Source organism: Pseudomonas simiae (assembly GCF_000934565.1).
Lineage (GTDB): Bacteria > Pseudomonadota > Gammaproteobacteria > Pseudomonadales > Pseudomonadaceae > Aquipseudomonas > Aquipseudomonas simiae.
In genome coordinates this window covers 5,779,855-5,799,239 of the sequence record NZ_CP010896.1, presented here as the reverse complement: position 1 = coordinate 5,799,239, position 19,385 = coordinate 5,779,855, and the positions used below count along the sequence as shown (strand labels likewise).

General features: G+C 62.0%; 17 protein-coding genes. 13 read left to right on the top strand and 4 right to left on the bottom strand.

The annotated features are described in order from the left end of the window. The first annotated feature begins 91 nt into the window (after positions 1-91). A complete protein-coding gene (locus PF1751_RS26430; RefSeq protein ID WP_003176750.1) occupies positions 92-571 on the top strand; it encodes an RNA pyrophosphohydrolase in 480 nt (159 codons plus the stop codon). Between the two features lie 22 nt (positions 572-593). Beyond that, positions 594-2,873 (top strand): phosphoenolpyruvate--protein phosphotransferase, encoded by a 2,280-nt coding sequence (ptsP, locus tag PF1751_RS26425; protein WP_010207299.1) that lies wholly within the window; start codon positions 594-596, stop codon positions 2,871-2,873. Between the two features lie 104 nt (positions 2,874-2,977). Here ptsP and PF1751_RS26420 read toward each other — a convergent pair whose 3' ends face one another. Beyond that, complete coding sequence (locus tag PF1751_RS26420) at positions 2,978-3,724, bottom strand: NRDE family protein (protein WP_010207298.1); 747 nt, start codon at positions 3,722-3,724, stop codon at positions 2,978-2,980. 120 nt (positions 3,725-3,844) lie between these two features. Between PF1751_RS26420 and PF1751_RS26415 the strand changes: the two genes are divergently transcribed. From PF1751_RS26415 to PF1751_RS26405, 3 genes are all read left to right on the top strand, one after another. Further along, on the top strand, positions 3,845-4,627 hold the full coding sequence (locus tag PF1751_RS26415; protein WP_010207297.1) for a sulfite exporter TauE/SafE family protein: 783 nt from the start codon (positions 3,845-3,847) through the stop codon (positions 4,625-4,627). A 78-nt stretch (positions 4,628-4,705) separates the two neighbouring features. Further along, entirely contained in the window at positions 4,706-5,518 is an 813-nt protein-coding gene (gene lgt, locus PF1751_RS26410) for a prolipoprotein diacylglyceryl transferase (RefSeq protein WP_010207296.1), read from the top strand. A gap of 51 nt (positions 5,519-5,569) precedes the next feature. Then, positions 5,570-6,403: a thymidylate synthase gene (locus PF1751_RS26405; RefSeq protein ID WP_010207295.1), complete on the top strand. Its 834-nt coding sequence runs from the start codon at positions 5,570-5,572 to the stop codon at positions 6,401-6,403. A 144-nt stretch (positions 6,404-6,547) separates the two neighbouring features. Here PF1751_RS26405 and cadR read toward each other — a convergent pair whose 3' ends face one another. Then, positions 6,548-6,988 carry a Cd(II)/Pb(II)-responsive transcriptional regulator gene (cadR, locus tag PF1751_RS26400; RefSeq protein ID WP_010207294.1) on the bottom strand — a complete coding sequence of 147 codons (441 nt, stop codon included), beginning with the start codon at positions 6,986-6,988 and terminating at the stop codon, positions 6,548-6,550. An 85-nt stretch (positions 6,989-7,073) separates the two neighbouring features. Between cadR and PF1751_RS26395 the strand changes: the two genes are divergently transcribed. The 8 genes from PF1751_RS26395 (at position 7,074) to PF1751_RS26360 (ending at position 16,628) form a co-directional block, all read left to right on the top strand. After that, entirely contained in the window at positions 7,074-9,320 is a 2,247-nt protein-coding gene (locus PF1751_RS26395) for a heavy metal translocating P-type ATPase (protein WP_010207292.1), read from the top strand. 16 nt (positions 9,321-9,336) lie between these two features. Next, a complete protein-coding gene (locus PF1751_RS26390) occupies positions 9,337-10,200 on the top strand; it encodes a LysR family transcriptional regulator (RefSeq protein ID WP_042571406.1) in 864 nt (287 codons plus the stop codon). 240 nt (positions 10,201-10,440) lie between these two features. Continuing rightward, positions 10,441-11,505 carry a putative 2-aminoethylphosphonate ABC transporter ATP-binding protein gene (locus PF1751_RS26385; protein ID WP_044288031.1) on the top strand — a complete coding sequence of 355 codons (1,065 nt, stop codon included), beginning with the start codon at positions 10,441-10,443 and terminating at the stop codon, positions 11,503-11,505. Between the two features lies 1 nt (position 11,506). Further along, positions 11,507-13,219, top strand: coding sequence for a putative 2-aminoethylphosphonate ABC transporter permease subunit (locus PF1751_RS26380; protein ID WP_031291088.1), 1,713 nt, complete (start codon positions 11,507-11,509; stop codon positions 13,217-13,219). A gap of 22 nt (positions 13,220-13,241) precedes the next feature. Continuing rightward, a complete protein-coding gene (locus PF1751_RS26375) occupies positions 13,242-14,255 on the top strand; it encodes a putative 2-aminoethylphosphonate ABC transporter substrate-binding protein (RefSeq protein WP_044288030.1) in 1,014 nt (337 codons plus the stop codon). 54 nt (positions 14,256-14,309) lie between these two features. Next, on the top strand, positions 14,310-15,443 hold the full coding sequence (locus PF1751_RS26370) for a TIGR03364 family FAD-dependent oxidoreductase (RefSeq protein WP_044288029.1): 1,134 nt from the start codon (positions 14,310-14,312) through the stop codon (positions 15,441-15,443). Then, positions 15,443-15,997, top strand: coding sequence for a phosphonate degradation HD-domain oxygenase (locus tag PF1751_RS26365; RefSeq protein ID WP_010207283.1), 555 nt, complete (start codon positions 15,443-15,445; stop codon positions 15,995-15,997). Before PF1751_RS26370 ends, PF1751_RS26365 begins: the two co-directional genes overlap by 1 nt. A gap of 91 nt (positions 15,998-16,088) precedes the next feature. Then, positions 16,089-16,628: a hypothetical protein gene (locus PF1751_RS26360; RefSeq protein WP_044288028.1), complete on the top strand. Its 540-nt coding sequence runs from the start codon at positions 16,089-16,091 to the stop codon at positions 16,626-16,628. Between the two features lie 5 nt (positions 16,629-16,633). On the opposite strand, the gene PF1751_RS26355 is transcribed toward PF1751_RS26360, so the two are convergent. Both PF1751_RS26355 and PF1751_RS26350 read right to left on the bottom strand, forming a co-directional pair. Next, complete coding sequence (locus tag PF1751_RS26355) at positions 16,634-18,001, bottom strand: DUF3482 domain-containing protein (protein WP_044288027.1); 1,368 nt, start codon at positions 17,999-18,001, stop codon at positions 16,634-16,636. Next, positions 17,994-19,364, bottom strand: a complete 1,371-nt coding sequence (locus PF1751_RS26350; protein ID WP_044288026.1) for a DUF2868 domain-containing protein — start codon at positions 19,362-19,364, stop codon at positions 17,994-17,996. The genes PF1751_RS26355 and PF1751_RS26350 overlap by 8 nt, the downstream gene beginning before the upstream one ends. Between the last annotated feature and the right edge of the window lie 21 nt (positions 19,365-19,385).

The window sequence follows — 19,385 nt, the reverse complement described above, 5'->3', positions numbered from 1 at the left end:
CACAAGAGTGCACATAAGGTAAGAAGCCTCGTTGCCGCTTCATCAACCTTTGTGGAACAATGCGGCGACATGCGTTTGCGAGGTTGTTGCCGTGATCGACCCCGATGGTTTCCGTCCTAATGTCGGGATCATTCTTACGAATGATGCCGGACAGGTGCTATGGGCTCGCCGAATCAACCAAGATGCCTGGCAGTTTCCTCAAGGTGGAATCAACCCCGACGAAACACCTGAGGACGCCTTGTACCGTGAGTTGAACGAAGAAGTCGGCCTTGAGCGCGAAGATGTACAAATTCTGGCCTGTACCCGTGGCTGGTTGCGCTATCGTTTGCCGCAACGCCTGGTGCGTACCCACAGCCAACCGCTGTGCATCGGCCAGAAGCAGAAGTGGTTTCTCCTGCGCCTGATCTCCAATGAGCAGCGGGTGCGGATGGATTTGACCGGTAAACCGGAGTTCGATGGTTGGCGCTGGGTCAGCTATTGGTATCCGTTGGGCCAGGTGGTGACATTCAAGCGCGAAGTTTATCGTCGCGCTCTCAAAGAGCTTGCCCCGCGCCTTTTAGCGCGCGACTGACGACGGAGTTCGACCCCGAGCCATGCTCAATACGCTGCGCAAGATCGTCCAGGAAGTTAACTCCGCCAAGGATCTCAAGGCGGCGTTGGGGATTATTGTGTTGCGCGTCAAGGAAGCCATGGGCAGCCAGGTCTGCTCGGTTTACCTGCTGGACCCCGAGACCAACCGTTTTGTGCTGATGGCCACCGAGGGCTTGAACAAGCGCTCGATCGGCAAGGTCAGCATGGCGCCCAATGAAGGTCTGGTGGGCCTGGTGGGGACGCGTGAAGAACCCCTGAACCTTGAAAACGCGGCCGATCACCCGCGTTATCGCTACTTTGCCGAAACCGGCGAAGAGCGTTACGCCTCGTTCCTCGGCGCCCCGATCATTCACCACCGCCGCGTTGTCGGCGTGTTGGTCATCCAGCAAAAAGAACGCCGCCAGTTCGACGAAGGTGAAGAAGCCTTCCTCGTGACCATGAGCGCGCAGCTCGCCGGTGTTATCGCTCACGCCGAAGCCACCGGTTCGATTCGCGGCCTGGGCCGTGAGGGCAAGGGCATCCAGGAAGCCAAATTCGTGGGCGTGCCGGGTTCACCGGGCGCTGCGGTCGGTACGGCGGTGGTCATGTTGCCGCCGGCGGATCTGGATGTGGTGCCGGACAAGACCGTCAGCGACATCGACGCTGAAATCAAACTGTTCAAGACTGCCCTGGAAGGCGTGCGCGCCGACATGCGCAACCTGTCGAACAAGCTGGCCACCCAGTTGCGCCCCGAAGAGCGCGCATTGTTCGACGTTTACCAGATGATGCTCGATGACGCGTCCCTGGGTAACGAAGTCAAGACCGTGATCAAGACCGGCCAGTGGGCCCAGGGCGCACTGCGCCAGGTGGTCACCGATCACGTCAACCGTTTCGAAATGATGGATGACGACTACCTGCGTGAGCGGGCCTCGGATGTGCGCGACCTGGGTCGCCGTCTGCTGGCCAAGCTGCAGGAAGACCGCACCACCAACCTGGTTTACCCCGACAACACCATCCTTGTCAGTGAGGAACTGACCGCCACCATGCTCGGCGAAGTGCCTGAGGGCAAGTTGGTGGGGCTGGTTTCGGTACTCGGTTCGGGCAACTCCCACGTCGCGATCCTGGCGCGTGCCATGGGCATCCCGACGGTGATGGGCCTGGTAGACCTGCCGTATGCCAAGGTCGACGGCATTGGCATGATCGTCGATGGCCATCGCGGTGAAGTGTTCACCAACCCCAGCGAAGTACTGCGCAAGCAATACGCCGAAGTGGTTGAAGAAGAGAAACAACTGGCGCTGGGCCTCGATTCCTTGCGCGAACTGCCGTGCGTGACCACCGATGGTCACCGTGTGCCGTTGCTGGTTAACACCGGCCTGCTGGCCGACGTGGCCCGGGCGCAACAGCGCGGCGCTGAAGGTGTGGGGCTGTACCGCACTGAAGTGCCGTTCATGATCAACCAGCGTTTCCCGAGCGAGAAGGAGCAGCTGGCGATTTATCGCGAGCAACTGCAGGCCTTCCACCCGTTGCCGGTGACTATGCGCAGCCTGGATATCGGCGGCGACAAGTCACTGTCCTATTTCCCGATCAAGGAAGACAACCCCTTCCTTGGCTGGCGCGGCATTCGCGTGACCCTCGACCACCCTGAAATTTTCCTCGTACAGACCCGCGCCATGCTCAAGGCCAGCGAGGGCCTGAACAACCTGCGCATCCTGCTGCCGATGATCTCCGGCACCCACGAGCTGGAAGAGGCGCTGCACCTGATCCACCGTGCGTGGGGCGAAGTGCGCGACGAAGGCGCCGACGTACCGATGCCGCCGATTGGCGTGATGATTGAAATCCCGGCAGCGGTGTACCAGGCCAAGGAGCTGGCGCGGCAGGTGGACTTCCTGTCGGTGGGCTCCAACGACCTGACCCAATACCTGTTGGCCGTGGACCGTAACAACCCGCGGGTGGCCGACCTCTACGACTACCTGCACCCGGCGGTGCTGCAAGCCCTGCAACACGTGGTGCGCGACGCTCATGCCGAAGGCAAGCCGGTGAGCATCTGCGGTGAAATGGCCGGCGATCCGGCGGCGGCGGTGCTGTTGATGGCGATGGGCTTCGATAGCTTGTCGATGAACGCCACCAACTTGCCGAAGGTGAAGTGGATGCTGCGCCAGGTTGAGTTGAGCATGGCCAAGGACCTGCTGGCGGAGTTGATGACCATCGACAACCCGCAAGTTATCCACAGTTCGCTGCAGTTGGCGCTGAAGAACCTGGGGCTGACAAGGATGATCAATCCGGCTTCCGCCAAAACCTTGTAGGCGCGAGCTTGCTCGCGAAGAACGTCAACGATAACGCGGGGTGCCTGATTACCCGCGGCGTTCTCAGGTTTTTCGCGAGCAAGAACTAGGCGTCCCCCTCGCTCCTACAGGTTGATGTCTACCTCGCCCAACCGCCCACCATGGGGTCCAAAGCTTCGCTCCACCATCCGCCGCGTGCCATCGGCGTTCACAATCAACGCCGTGCTCGCCCGTGTCCCATAACTCGGGCTGGCGATAAACACACTCGACAGCAAACTCTCCGTCGCCAACCCCACGCCGGTATCCGGCAGCTCGGCAAAAGGTGCAATCTGCGGATCGCTCAGAATCTCCAGTAGCGCTTCGGGCTGGGGATCGTTCAGCAACTCACTCAGCGCGGCTTTGGCCTTAAGCAGTTTCGGCCAAGGTGTATCCAGCCCTGCATTGGATAACCCATACACGCCCGCTTTCAACTGCGTCGGCTCTGTGTGATTAGCGTTGTAATGCCACAGCTCACCCGGTGTGCCCACCAGCAGGTTGAACCCGGCGTATTCAATCGAACGGCCGTTAACGTCGGCCAAATACTGCTCAACCGGCAGTGAACCGTTGAGAAAGCGCGCGACCAGCTCGCCACGGGACTTGCGGGCCGGCGGTTGGTGCGGATCGCGGATATTGGTCAGCGCGGCAAAGCGCCCCTCGGCGTTCACCCCCAGCCAGGTGCCGCCTGCTTCCTGATCGCGGCCGGCATAGACAGTGGGTGCATCCTCCCACTGGGCCAACGGCAGGCTGGGGCGGGCGTAGAACTCATCGCGGTTGGCCGCGACGATCAGCGGCTGGGCGTGGCCCGGTCGCCAAGCGAAAACAATCAGGCACATCAGGCGATCCCTTTTGTGTTTTTTGCCACTCTACCCACTCAAGCACAGGCGTTCCATCGTATCCAGTTGGGTCGCATGCCTTCCATCCGTTAACATGCCGGACTTGGTTCGGGGGCTCCCATGGAATTTCTGCTGTATTTGCTGCTTGGCGCCTGTGCGGGTGTACTCGCCGGGCTGTTTGGCGTGGGCGGCGGGATCATCATCGTGCCGGTGCTGGTGTTCAGCTTCACCTTGCAGGGCTTCGACCCGCAGGTGCTGACCCACTTGGCTGTGGGCACGTCCCTTGCGACCATCATCTTTACCTCGGTGAATGCCGTACGCGAGCATCACCGGCGGGGTGCGGTGCGTTGGCCGATCTTTGTGTGGATGACCGTGGGTATCCTGATCGGCGCCGGTTTTGGCGCACTGACGGCCGAGGCGATTTCCGGCCCTCACCTGCAAAAGATCATCGGCGTGTTCGCCTTGCTGGTGGCCGTTCAACTTGCACTGGACGTTAAGCCCAAGGCCAGCCGCACGGTGCCGGGCAAACTCGGCCTGACCGTCGCCGGTACGTTTATCGGCTGGGCCTCGGCGATTTTCGGCATTGGCGGCGGCTCGCTGACCGTGCCGTTCCTGACCTGGCGCAGTGTGCCGATGCAGCAGGCAGTGGCCACTTCATCCGCCTGTGGCCTGCCGATTGCGCTGGCCAGTGCGTTAAGTTTCATGATTCTGGGCTGGCATGACCCGTTGTTGCCCGCGCATAGTCTAGGGTTCGTGTATTTGCCGGCACTGCTGGGCATTGCCCTGACCAGCATGGTGTTTGCCCGCTTCGGTGCACGCTTGGCACATCGATTGTCGCCGCGTCTGCTCAAGCGGTTGTTCGCCGGGCTGTTGTTCTGTGTCGGCATAAATTTTTTGTTTTGAAAAACTTGAGTAATGCAGTCTTAATCGCGCCCGGGCATGGTCCGGACGCCATAACGAATGATTTAACGAGGAGTCGCAATGCTGCCTTACCCGCAGATCGACCCGGTGGCCCTGGCCATTGGTCCGCTGAAAATCCACTGGTACGGGTTGATGTACCTGATCGGCATCGGCGGTGCCTGGTTTCTGGCCTCTCGACGCCTGAACCGTTTCGATCCGACCTGGACCAAGGAGAAGCTCTCCGACCTGATTTTCTGGCTGTCGATGGGGGTCATTGTCGGCGGGCGCCTGGGCTATGTGCTGTTCTACGATCTCTCGGCGTACATCGCCAATCCGACGCTGATCTTTGAAGTGTGGAAAGGCGGCATGGCATTCCACGGCGGTTTTATCGGCGTGATGATTGCCGCCTGGTGGTTCGGCCGTCGTAATGGCAAGTCGTTCTTCCAACTGATGGACTTCGTTGCGCCAATGGTGCCGATCGGCCTGGGCGCCGGGCGTATCGGTAACTTCATCAACGCCGAGCTGTGGGGTAAGCCGACCGACGTGCCGTGGGCCATGGTGTTCCCGCCGTTCAGCGACCCCGCGCAACTGCCACGCCACCCGTCGCAGCTGTATCAGTTCGCGTTGGAAGGCGTGGCGCTGTTCCTTATCCTGTACATCTTCTCGCGCAAACCGCGCCCCACCATGGCGGTGTCGGGCATGTTCGCGTTGTTCTACGGGATCTTCCGCTTTATCGTCGAGTTCGTGCGCGTGCCGGATGCGCAGCTGGGCTACCTGGCGTTCGGTTGGGTGACCATGGGCCAGATCCTCAGCCTGCCGATGATCCTTGGCGGCCTGGGCTTGCTGTGGTGGGCGTACAATCGCCCGCAACCTTTGAAGAACACCGCGCTTTAAATTCGAATGCCCGGGCCGTAGGGTCCGGGCTTCAACGATACGGGTACCCAAATGAAGCAATATCTCGAACTACTGAACGACGTCGTGACCAATGGATTGACCAAGGGCGATCGCACCGGCACCGGCACCAAGGCCGTGTTTGCCCGTCAGTATCGGCATAACTTGGCCGACGGCTTCCCGCTGCTGACCACCAAGAAGCTTCACTTCAAAAGTATCGCCAACGAGCTGATCTGGATGTTGAGTGGCAACACCAACATCAAGTGGCTGAATGAGAACGGCGTGCGCATCTGGGACGAATGGGCCACCGAAGACGGCGACCTGGGCCCGGTGTACGGCGAACAGTGGACCGCCTGGCCGACCAAGGACGGCGGCACGATCAACCAGATCGACTACATGGTCCACACGCTCAAGACCAACCCCAACAGCCGCCGTATCCTGTTCCACGGCTGGAACGTCGAGTACCTGCCCGACGAGACCAAGAGCCCCCAGGAAAACGCGCGCAACGGCAAGCAAGCGTTGCCGCCGTGCCACCTGCTGTACCAAGCGTTCGTGCACGACGGCCACCTGTCGATGCAGTTGTACATCCGCAGCTCCGATGTCTTCCTCGGCCTGCCGTACAACACCGCCGCGCTGGCATTGCTCACTCATATGCTGGCCCAGCAGTGCGACTTGATCCCCCACGAGATCATCGTCACCACCGGCGATACCCACGCCTACAGCAATCACATGGAACAGATCCGCACCCAGCTGGCGCGCACGCCGAAGAAACTGCCGGAACTGGTGATCAAGCGCAAACCAGCATCGATCTACGACTACAAGTTCGAAGACTTCGAGATCGTGGGCTACGACGCCGACCCAAGCATCAAGGCTGACGTCGCGATCTAAAAACTGCCTCGGTCTAAACTGTGGGAGCTGGCTTGCCTGCGATAGCAGTACATCAGTCACCTAATCAGGTGCTGACACTCCGCTATCGCAGCAATGCGGCGATCCGACAAGCCAGCTCCCACAGTTGGTCGGTGCTCACTTGAGTTAGTGGCCGTGGCTCCTGCCCACATGCGAAGGCTCCGCCTCGCTGGCCTGCACGCTCCCACTGACCTCCAGCCGCTGCAAAATCCCGCACTGATCCCCGCCGCCACAGCGTTGGCGCAGGTCCAGCAACTGTTCCTGCAATGCCAGCAGCCCATCGATGCGCGCTTTCACGTGGTGGATATGCTCGTCGATCAACGCATTCACGTTTTCGCACTGGTCCTGGGGGCTGTCGCGCAAGCCCAGCAGGCTGCGGATTTCTTCCAGGGTCATGTCGAGGCTGCGGCAGTTGCGGATAAAGATCAGCCGCTCGGTGTGCGCCTGGGTGTACACGCGGTAGTTGGCGTCAGTGCGCGCCGGGGGCGGCAGCAGGCCTTCCTTTTCGTAGTAACGGATGGTTTCCACCGGGCAGTCGGTCAGTTTGGCCAGTTCGCCGATCTTCATCGCAGCAATCTCCAAATGGGTGCTTGACCCTATAGTGGCTACAGGGTCTTTACTTGGCAACAGGCACCTTTACGGACGCGACAGAATGAGCGACTCCATCCACACCCCGCATAAACATGATCACGACCATGGTCCGAAAAAACTGACCCCCGTGCATGACCACGGCCACGGCGGCTCCTGCTGTTCCGGCACCCCAGCCCCTGCGTTGGTGCAACTGAGCGAAGCGCCCACCGCCGGTTCGCGGCTGAGCACCTTTCGCATTGAAGCCATGGACTGCCCCACCGAGCAGACGCTGATCCAGAACAAACTGGGCAAGCTGGCCGGCGTGCAGCAACTGGAATTCAACCTGATCAACCGTATCCTCGGCGTCACCCACGACTTGCCGAGCACCGCGCCGATCATCGACGCGATCAAATCCTTGGGGATGCAGGCTGATCCTATCGAGGAAGGCACTCCGGCTGCTGAACCGCCTGCCAAGAAACACTGGTGGCCGCTGGCATTGTCCGGCGTTGGCGCGTTGGGGGCCGAAGTGCTGCATTTCGCCAATGCTGCGCCGACGTGGGTGATCGCGTTGGTGGCCTTGGTGTCGATCCTCAGCGGCGGCCTCACGACTTACAAAAAGGGCTGGATTGCCCTGAAAAACCTCAACCTGAACATCAATGCCTTGATGAGCATCGCCGTCACCGGTGCGATCCTGATCGGGCAATGGCCGGAAGCGGCCATGGTGATGTTCCTGTTCACCGTGGCCGAGTTGATCGAAGCCAAGTCCCTGGACCGTGCGCGCAATGCCATCAGTGGCTTGATGCAGATGACGCCGGAGCAGGCCACCGTGCAGCAAAGCGACGGTTCGTGGGCTGAACAGGAAGTCAAAAGCATTGAATTAGGGGCGATCGTGCGGGTAAAACCCGGCGAGCGCATCGGTTTGGACGGTGAGGTCACGGCCGGACAGTCCACCATCGATCAGGCGCCGATCACCGGTGAAAGCCTGCCGATCGAGAAGACCGTGGGCGACAAAGTCTTCGCCGGCACCATCAACCAGGCAGGTTCCCTGGAGTACACAGTCACCGCAGCGGCCAACAACTCCACCCTGGCGCGCATCATTCACGCGGTGGAACAGGCCCAAGGCGCGCGTGCGCCGACTCAGCGGTTTGTCGACAGCTTCTCGAAAATCTACACCCCAGCCGTGTTCCTGTTCGCCCTGGGCGTAGCGCTGATTCCGCCGCTGTTCATGGCCGGTGTCTGGTTCGACTGGGTGTACCGCGCCTTGGTGCTGCTGGTGGTGGCGTGCCCGTGTGCCCTGGTGATTTCCACTCCGGTGACCATCGTCAGCGGCCTCGCGGCGGCTGCGCGCAAAGGCATCCTGATCAAGGGCGGCGTGTACCTGGAAGGCGGATACAAGCTCGACTACCTGGCCCTCGACAAGACCGGCACCATCACCCATGGCAAGCCGGTGCAAACCGATTACCTGGCACTGTTCCCCAATGTCGCAGACAGCGCGCCGGCCTTGGCCGCTAGTTTGGCCGGGCGTTCCGATCACCCGGTGTCGCTGGCGATCGCCAACGCCGCGGTGGATAAAAACCTGCCGAGCCACGCTGTGGATAACTTCGAGGCCCTGGCCGGGCGAGGCGTGCGTGGCGACATCAACGGCGAAACCTATCACTTGGGCAACCACCGCCTGGTAGAAGACCTGGGCCTGTGCTCGCCTGAGCTGGAAGAAAAACTCTTCGCCCTGGAAAAACAGGGCAAGTCCGTGGTGCTGTTGCTCGACAAGTCCGGCCCGCTGGCACTGTTCGCCGTGGCCGACACGGTCAAGGACAGCAGCCGCGAAGCCATCCAGCAACTGCACGATCTGGGCATCAAGACCCTGATGCTCACCGGCGACAACACCCACACCGCCCAGGCGATTGCCGCCCAGGTCGGCATCGACCAAGCCCAGGGCGACCTGTTGCCGACCGACAAACTGCAAGCCATCGAAACCCTCTACGGCCAAGGCCACCGCGTGGGCATGGTGGGTGACGGCATCAACGACGCCCCGGCGTTGGCCCGTGCCGAGATCGGCTTTGCCATGGCCGCAGCAGGCACCGACACCGCCATCGAGACCGCGGACGTGGCGTTGATGGACGATGATTTGCGCAAGATTCCGGCATTCATTCGTCTGTCGCGGCAAACGTCGAGTATCCTCAAGCAGAACATCGCCCTGGCGTTGGTGATCAAGGCGATCTTCCTTGCGGTCACCTTCCTGGGCATGGCCACCATGTGGATGGCGGTCTTCGCCGACATGGGCGTCAGCCTGCTGGTGGTGTTCAATGGCTTGCGCCTGTTGCGCAAATAGACGATGAGAGGGTGGTGTGCTGAGTGCCGAGTTAAAGGCGTTTTTCATGGTCGCCCGCCTGGGCAGTATCACCCAGGCGGCAAAAAAACTCGGCCTGAGTCAACCCACGGTCACCACCCAGGTCCGTAACCTGGAAAGCCAATACGGCGTCGAGCTGTTCTACCGCGGCGGCCGCCGCCTCACCGTCAGCGACGAGGGCGCGCGCCTGCTGCCTATGGTCAAGGCGCTGTTGCAGCAGGAAGCGGACATCGAGTTTTTCCTGCGCAACAGTGGCCAGGTCCAGGGCGCATTGAGGATTGCCGCCACGGCGCCTTACTACATTCTCGACCTGGTCAAAGCCTTTCGCGAACGCTTGCCCCACGTGGAAGTGTCGGTAGAAATCGGCAACTCTCAACAGGTGCTCGAAGCGCTGGATGATTACCGCGTCGATCTCGCCGCCTCCTCTCAACTGCTGGAAGACCCGCGCCTGATTCGCCGTGTGCTGGGCACCGACCCTTTGGTGCTCGCGGTGCATCGTCACCATCCGTTGGCCAAGCTCGATCATGTACCGCTCACTGCATTGGCCGGGCATACCTTGTTGATGCGTGAAGCCGGCTCTACCACGCGGCGCCTGACCGAAAAAATGCTACAGGATGCAGGCGTGAGCTACGGCCCGCTGCTGGAAATCGGCAGCCGGGAATCGATTCGCGAGGCGGTGTTGCGCAATATCGGCATCAGCATCATCGCCCGCCAGGAAGTGCCGCATGATCCACAGTTGCGGGTGTTGACCATCGAGAATGCGCCGCAGATTCCCGAGTATTTGTACTGCCTCAAGGAGCGTAAAGGCGCGCGGCTGCCCGCGGCGTTTCTGGGGTTGGCGCAGGAAATGTCACCTATTTAAGGTTGTGCGGTGGCCTTTGAATCGCCATCGCAGGCAAGCCAGCTCCCACCGTTGAATGTGTCCACAGATCAACACTGTGGGAGCCGGGCTTGCCCGCGATGGGGTCAGGCCAGGCAGCAAATCCCCACCCGTCCTACCCAAATCCACCAATACCACTATCACTGCGTTTTGCCTTTCTGCCACATGAGGGACGCATTGCCTGCCTAGCATGGGCTTCATCAGTTTGATGAGGTGCCTTGCATGAACACAGCCCTGACCCAACCCGGCGCGCCTATGAAGGTGCGCGGTATCCAGAAACGCTTCGGCGCCTTTACCGCGCTGGACAACGTCTCCCTGGACGTCGCCGCCGGCGAGCTGGTGTGCCTGCTGGGCCCGTCCGGTTGCGGCAAGACCACCTTGCTGCGCTGCATCGCCGGCCTTGAGCGCCAGGACAGCGGCGAACTGTACCTGGGCAGTCGTGATGTTTCTCTGCTGCCGCCCCAGGCGCGGGACTACGGCATTCTGTTCCAGTCCTACGCGTTGTTTCCCAATCTCACCGTCGAAGCGAACATCGGCTACGGTCTCACCGGCAGCGGCCGTGAGGAAGTACGCCTGCGCGTCGGGCAGATGCTTGAACTGGTCGGCCTGGTCGGCAGTGAGAAGAAATACCCCGGTCAACTCTCCGGCGGCCAGCAACAGCGCGTCGCCTTGGCCCGCGCGTTGGCGCCTGCACCTTCGTTGTTGTTGCTGGACGAACCGATGTCTGCCCTCGACGCCCGCGTCCGTGAGCATCTGTGCACCGAGCTGCGCCAACTGCAACGCCGCCTGGGCATCACCACGTTGATGGTCACCCACAACCAGGACGAAGCCATGCTGATGGCCGACCGCATCGCCGTGATGAACAATGGCAAGGTCGAGCAATACGCCACGCCCCAGGCGATCTACGACCGTCCGGCCACTCCGTTCGTGGCGGAGTTTGTCGGCCAGGGTAATTGGCTGCCGTTCAGTCGCAACAGTGCCAGCCATGCCCAGGTCGGCGGGATGAACATGCGCTTGGCCGACGATGCTGGCATCGCCAAGTCCGGCCGTCTGTTCTGCCGCCCGGAAGCGATCAGCGTCAACCCGGCGGTGCACGAAGAAAACCTTTTCCCGGCCAAGGTCCGCGAAATCACCTTTCTCGGCAACCGCTGCCGCATGAGCTTCGAGCTGGAGCAATTGCCCGGCCATCCGCTGCTGGCCGAAGTGGCTCCGGAAGCCATGGCACGTCTGGGTGCTCAGGATATTTGGGTCGCCTTACCGCCGCGCAGCCTGCAGGTGTTTGCCTGAGATGGCCAGCGAGATGACACTGCCCATGCCGCGTGAAGTTTCCCGCGCTGAAAGGGGCGACCGCATTTTCGTGGTCGGCGGCAAACTGGTGTGGCTGTTGCTGCTAGGGATTGCCGTACTGCTGCCATTGCTGGCGATCTTCTGGCGCGGCTTCAGCAGCGAAGCCGGGCAGGGCGGTGGTCTGGTTGCGGCGCGGGAACTGCTCACCAGTGACAACTTCCACTGGCTGCTGGGCAATAGCCTGAAAGTCTCCCTCAGCGTCGCGGCCATTGTCGTACCGCTGGCTTACCTGTTTGCCTACGCTCTGCAGCGCACGTTGATCCCCGGCAAGGCGATCTGGCGCGGCATGTCGCTGCTGCCGCTGATGGCGCCGTCGATGTTACCGGGCATTGCGCTGGTTTATCTGTTCGGCAACCAAGGCATGCTGCGCGGGTTGCTCTCGGACAATATCTACGGCTTCTGGGGCATTGTGCTGGGCGAAGTGATCTACACCTTCCCACACGCCTTGATGATTCTGCTGTCGGCGCTGTCCCTGGCGGATGCGCGCTTGTTTGATGCCGCATCCAGCATGGGCGCCAGTCCGGCGCGGGCGTTTCGCAGTATTACCTGGCCGGCCACGCGTCAGGCGGTGTTCGCTGCGTTCTGCCTGGTATTCACACTGACCATTACCGACTTCGGCGTGCCCGTGGTGGTGGGCGGGGACTATCAAGTGCTGGCGCTGGAAGCCTACAAGGCGGTGGTCGGCCAGCAACAGTTTGGTCGCGGCGCGTTGATCGGCATGGTGTTGCTGCTGCCGGCGCTGTTCAGCTTTGCTGTGGATGCCTGGCTGCGCCGCCGTCACGGCGACGCCATGAGCGGTCGTGCCCAAGTGTTCCAGCCGGCGCCGTCGCGCTTGAGGGATGCCTGCTACCTGGCCATCGTCCTGCTGATCTGCGCGGTGTTGCTGCTGGTGTTCGGCATGGCGGTGTATTCGTCGCTGGTGAAGTTCTGGCCCTACAACCTGTCGTTGTCGCTCAACCATTACCAGTTCGAAGACACGGCCGGCGGCGGCTGGCTGGCCTATCGCAACAGCCTGACCATGGCGTTGTGCACGGCGTTGATCGGCAGCGTGTTGATCTTCACCGGCGCGTACCTGATGGAAAAGACCAAGGGCCAGAAGGGCCTCAACCTGGCCCTGCGCATGCTCAGCTTCGTGCCAATGGCTGTACCGGGCTTGGTGCTGGGCCTGGGCTACGTGTTCTTTTTCAACCTTAATGGCAACCCGCTGCATGTGTTCTACGGCACCATGACGTTGCTGGTGGTGTGCACCATTGCTCACTATTTGACCACCGCGCAGATGACCGCGACCACGGCGCTGCGTCAACTGGACGCCGAGTTCGAAGCCGCCGCGTTGTCGCTCAAGGCGCCGTTGTACCGCCATTACCTGAAAGTGACGGTGCCGATCTGCCTGCCGGCGCTGCTGGACATCGTGCGCTACCTGTTTGTGTCGGCGATGACCACCGTGTCCGCCGCAATCTTCCTTTACAGCCCCGACACCCTCCTCGCCGCCGTCGCCGTGTTGAACATGGACGATGCCGGCAACGTGGGCGGCGCGGCGGCCATGTCGACCCTGATCCTGTTCACCTCGGCCAGCGTCTCGCTGCTGCTGGCGTGGGCTTCACGTGGCGCGTTGCGTCGCTCCCAAGCCTGGCGCCAGAGCGCACCCGGCCAATAAACATCCCTGAAGGAGGTGCTCCATGTTCAAGCCCCTGGCGCTGGTCGCTGCCGTACTGACTGCATTCAGCCTGAATGCCTTCGCCAAGACCGAGTTGACCGTCTACACGGCCCTCGAAGCCGAGCAGTTGAAGACCTACAAAAAGGCTTTCGAACAGGCTAACCCCGACATTGAGATCAAGTGGGTGCGTGACTCTACCGGCATCATCACCGCCAAGCTGCTGGCCGAGAAAGATCGCCCGCAGGCCGACGCAGTCTGGGGCCTGGCAGCTTCCAGCCTGGCGATCCTCGACCAGCAGGGCATGCTGGACAGTTACGCGCCGAAGGACCTGGAGAAGATCGGCAAGAACTACCGCGACGCCGCCAACCCGCCGGCGTGGGTCGGCATGGACGTGTGGGCCGCGACCATCTGCTTCAACACCGTCGAAGCCGAAAAGCAGGGCCTGACCAAGCCGGTGAGCTGGCAGGACCTGACCAAGCCTGAGTACAAGGGCAAGATCGTCATGCCCAACCCGGCCTCGTCCGGCACCGGTTTCCTGGATGTCAGCGCCTGGTTGCAGACCTACGGGGAGAAGCAAGGCTGGCAGTACATGGACGACCTGCATCAGAACATCGGCCAGTACGTTCACTCCGGCTCCAAGCCCTGCAAGCTGGCGGCTTCGGGTGAATTCCCGATCGGCATTTCCTTCGAATACCCGGCTGTGCAGTTGAAGCGCCAGGGGGCGCCACTGGATATCATCCTGCCGAAAGAGGGCCTGGGTTGGGACATCGAAGCCACTGCCGTCATGAAAGGCACGCCTCACGCCGACGCCGCAAAAAAACTCGCTGATTTCTCCGCCAGTTCGGCCGCCATGGACCTGTACAAGGACAACTTCGCCGTCCTCGCCCAGCCGGGCATTGCCAAGCCGCAGACCGAATTGCCGGCCGACTACGAGCAGCGCCTGATCAAAAATGACTTCGCCTGGGCCTCGAAAAACCGCGACAGTATCCTGACCGAGTGGCGCAAGCGCTATGACGGCAAGTCGGAAAAACAATAATGTTCACCTCTACCTGCAGGCGCGGGCTCGCTCCTGCAGAGGACTGCGAAATCCATGACGAAGCACAGTGATCTACTGATTATTGGCGCCGGTATCCTCGGCCTGTCCCACGCCTTCGCCGCCGCCAAGCGCGGCCTCAAGGTCAAGGTGTTCGAACGCAGCGCCACCCCCTTGGGCGCCTCGGTACGCAATTTCGGCCAGGCCCTGGTCACCGGCCAACCGCCGGGGTCGATGCTGGAGCTGGCACGGGAAAGCCGTGAAATCTGGGGCCATTGGGCGCAGGTCGCCGGGCTGCAACTCAAGCGCAACGGCTCGTACCTGTTCGCCCGTACCGAAGCGGAAGAACACTTGCTGGAAGCCTTCTGTGAAGGACGTGCAGAAGAGCACGGCTACAATGTCGAGCTGCTGCAGGGCGCGGCGATGAAGGCGCTGTACGGTGGCCAGTTCCGCCATCACCGTGCCGCGCTGCACGGCAAGGAAGATCAGCAACTGTATTCCCGTGAAGCGATCCCGGCGCTGATCAACTACCTGGCGCAAGAGCTGAACGTGGAGTTTTACTTCTCCACCTTGGTGCGCGACGTCGAGCCGGGGCAGTTGCACAGTACTGCGGGGACCTTTCGCGGCGAGCAGATCATCGTGTGCTCCGGCCATGACTACCAAACCCTGCTGGCCGACGCGATGGCCGCACTCAACCCGAGCATCTGCCGCCTGCAAATGTTGCGTGCCCGGCCCGCGGTCAATCTGAACCTGCAACACGCATTGCTCACCGGTTTGAGCTGCGTGCATTACGGAGCCTTCGCCGATCTGCCGGAAGCGGCGCCGGTGCAGGCGCACATCCTGCAGGAGGCGCCGCACCTGCACGAACACGGCATTCACCTGCTGATCAGCCCGACGCCCCATGGGGAGCTGATCATCGGCGACTCCCATGACTACGGCAGCGACGCGTCGCCCTTCAATGCCGAGCAGGTGGATGACTGGATGATCGAACTGGCTGAACAGACCTTGGGCTGCAAGATCCAGGTGGTAGAGCGTTGGCAGGGTGTGTACGGCTCGCGGGGGCCGGGGCCGTTTTCATTCCTGCGGGCTGCGCCTGGGCTGAGCGCGGCGTTGATGCACACCGGCGTGGGCATGAGCGTGGGGCCGGCGATGGCCGAGCGGAATATCACAACACTGTGGGGCGCTGCGTGATGAACCCGCAACAGACCCTCGCCGAAATCTTCGGCTTGTATGAGCAACACGGCACGGCGGATTACATCGGCGAGCCGGTGTCGCAGATCGAGCACATGTCCCAGGCTGCGCAGCTGGCCATGGCCGAAGGCTTTGACGACGAAGTGGTGCTGGCGGCGTTTTTCCACGACATCGGGCATATCTGTGGCCAGGGTGGGGAAAACATGGGCGGTTTTGGCGTGGTCAGCCACGAACGGCTGGGGGCGGATTATCTGCGTCGCGCAGGGTTCAGCGAGCGCATGGCCAAGTTGGTGGAGTATCACGTGCAGGCCAAGCGTTATCTGACCTTCAGTCAGCCGGACTACTACGCCTGCCTGAGCGAAGCCAGTCGCCGTACCCTGGCGTACCAGGGCGGGGCGATGAGCGCCGATGAGGCTCATGCCTTCGAGCAGGACCCGTTGTGTGCTGTCAGTTTGCGCATGCGTCATTGGGACGAACAGGCCAAGCAGATGCATGTGCCGGTGCTTGACCTGCAGGTGCTCAAGGCCATGGCTGCGCGGCTACTGGCTGCGTAGACAGGCCTTACACCTAACGCAGACTCGCCGTCTGGAGGCGGGTGCAACGCGTCATTAAGGTGTGTGTTTCTTATCTTAAGGAGCAACACTGATGCGTTACTTGAAAGCCAATGCTCAGGACATGAGTGGTAATGGCCGCGCCGATACGGTCATCCTGCATTTTTATGAGCATCAGGTGGGTTGCCCGGATGAACTGGTTCACGAGATCTTCGCGGTGGACATGAGTGCCGATGGCCGTGTCGATCTGCATTGGGCTGAGGATCTGAACCCCGCCAGCCGGTCGCGCATGCTGGATACCGAGCGGGTGGATAGCTTTGCCGACAGTTTCCTGAAACTGGGCTGGTTCAATCAGCGCAGCCATTGGCAGCGTACGTTGACGATGTACGTCGATCACTTCGGTAAAACCGGGATGCCCAACGCGATCAAACTCGACTTCCATGAGCGCACGACGTCTGGGTGCACGTCGTCGCTGGTTTACCAAGCGGCTGCTTATGACGGCGACAGTGACGGGGTGTTGGAGTCTTTCACCAATAGCGACATCGACCGCAACGGAATAGCCAATACAGCCGATAAAGAGCTGATTCGCTCGCTCTGCACGGCCTTCCTGGCGTTTGGGTGGTTTAAGCAATAACCCGATCAGGTCTCATCAAGCCGAGCGGCCAGGGCTTCGACCTGATCCTGCCGTTCGGCCTGGCTCAACCTGGCGTGAGGGTTGAGGGACGACCATTGCGGGTGGGCGCGGGCTTTGTGCAGTGCGTCCGGCAACTTGCCTTCGCGCCACGTCTTGTCTTGGGGCGTGTCGACCTTGATGCTGTGCATCGCCGCATGGCCGCGCAGGTTAAGGGCCTTGAGCAGCTGTCGCTGACGCAGGGCGAGCAGGCGCAACACGCTGTCGTCGACGGTCAGTTCGCGCTGGCCTTTGATCTTGCCCAGCAACCGACTGCCATAGCTGCGGGCAGTTTGCAGCGCGCCACCGGCAATCGCGCCGGCCAGGGCGGCGGCGCCCAGGGTCAGGCCGCCGACCAGCAGATCCACCCCCGCACCGGCCGCCGCGCCTGCGGCGATTCCACCGCCGACGCGCACGCCGAGTTGCTTGAGGGTTTCCGGGTTGAACAGGTCATCGCCCCACCGCCCGTCCAGCAGCGGCAAGTCACTGGCAGCGGCATCTTGCGGGCGGAAGCCGAACAGTTTGAGCAGCGCCTCCACGCATTTTTGTTCGCGTTGCCGCACGGCTTTACGCAGGTCGCCGATGGCTTGTTGCTCATCTTCAGTGACCACACTGCGGCGACAGGCGGCGCAGTCGATCAGCAACTCCGCGATCAGTCGCGCAGCGCTTTGCTGGCGGGCCTTGCGTTGAGCTTCCTGATCAAGAATCAACCGCTCCAGCTGCGGCCGCGCGTTTTCCAGCAGCAGGGCGAGGCTTTCATACAGGCGCCGTTCGCCGTCTTCCGGCGGTGCCACGCTGTCGAATCGCACCAATGCGTGCAGGCCAAGACGGGCGAGGGCTTCGCGCCAGTCCGGCTCGCGGTGGTCGCTGCTGCTGACGAAATTGAGCACGGGCAGCAACGGCTTGCCGCAACTGGCCAGTACCTGCAGCTCGTCGCGATACTTGGCCAACACCGGCTCGCGGGCGTCGATCACATAGAGGCCGGCGTCGGAGGCCAGCAGTTGGCGCAGCACCTTGGCTTCCTGTTCGAAACGCTGGCGGGCTTCGCTGCCTTCCAGGAAGCGCGCCAGGCGGGCCGGGCCGTCGAGGCGTTCGCCGGGGCGGTCCAGGCGCTCCAGGTAATCGAGCAGGGCGATGGCGTCTTCCAGGCCGGGCGTGTCGTACAGTTCCAGCAAGGCCTCGCCGTCCACCGACAGCCGCGCACCTTCCACATGCCGCGTGGTGCTGGGGCGATGGGAGACTTCGCCGAAACCCACGTCGCGTGTGAGGGTGCGCAGCAGGGAGGTCTTGCCGACATTGGTGTGGCCGACCACGGCGAGTTTCAGGGGCTTAGTCATGGCCAGTCTCCAACCAGTTCAACGGCGCGCAGTCGGCGAAAGGCAACTCAAGTTGCTGCAACGCGGTGTGCCAGTCACCCAGGCGCTCGGCGTCCAGCGCCTGGCCGGGCGGCGCTTGCAGCAGCCAGACGCGGGTGGCGGTGGCGCTGCGGGCGAGTTCGGCGATCAGCGCCAGGCTGCCGCGATCCGGCGAACGCCGTGGGTCGCAGGCGATAGCCAGGCGCGCGGGTGGGAAGCGTGTGAGTTGTTCCAGCAGTTTGTTGCGCGACTCTCGGCTGTCGAGGATGCCGGCGTTCTTCACGCTGGCGGGCAGTTTGGGGGGCCAGGGATGTTGGTCGTCCAGTTCGATGGCGACGAGCAGGGCGCCATCGCTTTCCAGTTCATTGACGCCGCCGCTGACGTGGTGCAGCTGTTCGGGCGCGGCATCGTTGACGCCAAGACGTTCGCTGCTCGGCATCAGGCGTTCGCGCAATTGGCTGTAGCCGGGCAGGTTGAGGTCCAGGCGCAGGGCGGCGCGCCCACGTTTCCAGCGCCACAGGCACAGCAGGGCGAGGATCAGGCGGGGCAGCAGGCCATAGACCAGCAACACACCCACCAGCCAGGCGGCCCAGGCTTGGCGGGCGCTTTCGATATTCAGGGCGGAGTCGCCGCTGGCGCGGATCATCTCGACGGTCGGCACGTTGAAGCCCAGCAGAGCGGGCAGCGTGCCGAGGGCCTGGGTCACAGCGACGAAAGTATCAGCGCCGAGAATGGTGGTTTCCCACACGAAGCCGTAGCGACGGGTGGCGAGCAGCGTAAGAAGAATCACCATGGCGCTGAGCAACGCCAGCAACCACAGGCTGTTGACCAGCACGCCCACGGCCCAGCGATTGAGCTTCTGCCGTTGCAGTAGCAGTAACAGTGCTGGGGCCAGTTGTGCGGCTTTGGCATCACGGGCGAGTTTCTCGCTGAGCCATAACCACAGTCGCCCAAGGCTGGCACTGTGTTCACCGGCAAACAGCAGGCCCAGGGCCCAACTGATCAACAGGATGAGATTCAACCCGAGCAGGCTGCCGAGAGCCCAGAACACGTTTACCGGGTTGATGCCGTTGCCCAATGCTGCAAACGCCAGCCCTGCGCCGCTGATCACGGCGACAATCGCCAGCAGCACCAGCGCCAGACGTGCGCCCTGCAACCAGCGGGTGAGAGCAACCGTGAGCCCATCGCGCTCGGCCAAGTGCAGGGCACGCTGCTGAATGCGCGTCGGCAGGTCGCCACCGGCCGTGCGGGCCAGACGGTTGGCTTCCAGGTCTTCCAGCGGGCCCGCGTGTTCTTCGCGCAGGCGCACGGTTTCTGTCAGCCAAAGTGTGTGCAGAGGAGTCACGCGTTGTCCTGTTGTGTTTGT

Bases quoted from the DNA above. Each gene is read 5' to 3' on its own strand.
- ptsP (WP_010207299.1), top strand. From the start codon at position 594: ATGCTCAATACGCTGCGCAAGATCGTCCAGGAAGTTAACTCCGCCAAG.
- PF1751_RS26420 (WP_010207298.1), bottom strand. From the start codon at position 3,724: ATGTGCCTGATTGTTTTCGCTTGGCGACCGGGCCACGCCCAGCCGCTG.
- PF1751_RS26415 (WP_010207297.1), top strand. From the start codon at position 3,845: ATGGAATTTCTGCTGTATTTGCTGCTTGGCGCCTGTGCGGGTGTACTC.
- lgt (WP_010207296.1), top strand. From the start codon at position 4,706: ATGCTGCCTTACCCGCAGATCGACCCGGTGGCCCTGGCCATTGGTCCG.
- PF1751_RS26405 (WP_010207295.1), top strand. From the start codon at position 5,570: ATGAAGCAATATCTCGAACTACTGAACGACGTCGTGACCAATGGATTG.
- cadR (WP_010207294.1), bottom strand. From the start codon at position 6,988: ATGAAGATCGGCGAACTGGCCAAACTGACCGACTGCCCGGTGGAAACC.
- PF1751_RS26395 (WP_010207292.1), top strand. From the start codon at position 7,074: ATGAGCGACTCCATCCACACCCCGCATAAACATGATCACGACCATGGT.
- PF1751_RS26385 (WP_044288031.1), top strand. From the start codon at position 10,441: ATGAACACAGCCCTGACCCAACCCGGCGCGCCTATGAAGGTGCGCGGT.
- PF1751_RS26380 (WP_031291088.1), top strand. From the start codon at position 11,507: ATGGCCAGCGAGATGACACTGCCCATGCCGCGTGAAGTTTCCCGCGCT.
- PF1751_RS26375 (WP_044288030.1), top strand. From the start codon at position 13,242: ATGTTCAAGCCCCTGGCGCTGGTCGCTGCCGTACTGACTGCATTCAGC.
- PF1751_RS26370 (WP_044288029.1), top strand. From the start codon at position 14,310: ATGACGAAGCACAGTGATCTACTGATTATTGGCGCCGGTATCCTCGGC.
- PF1751_RS26365 (WP_010207283.1), top strand. From the start codon at position 15,443: ATGAACCCGCAACAGACCCTCGCCGAAATCTTCGGCTTGTATGAGCAA.
- PF1751_RS26360 (WP_044288028.1), top strand. From the start codon at position 16,089: ATGCGTTACTTGAAAGCCAATGCTCAGGACATGAGTGGTAATGGCCGC.
- PF1751_RS26355 (WP_044288027.1), bottom strand. From the start codon at position 18,001: ATGACTAAGCCCCTGAAACTCGCCGTGGTCGGCCACACCAATGTCGGC.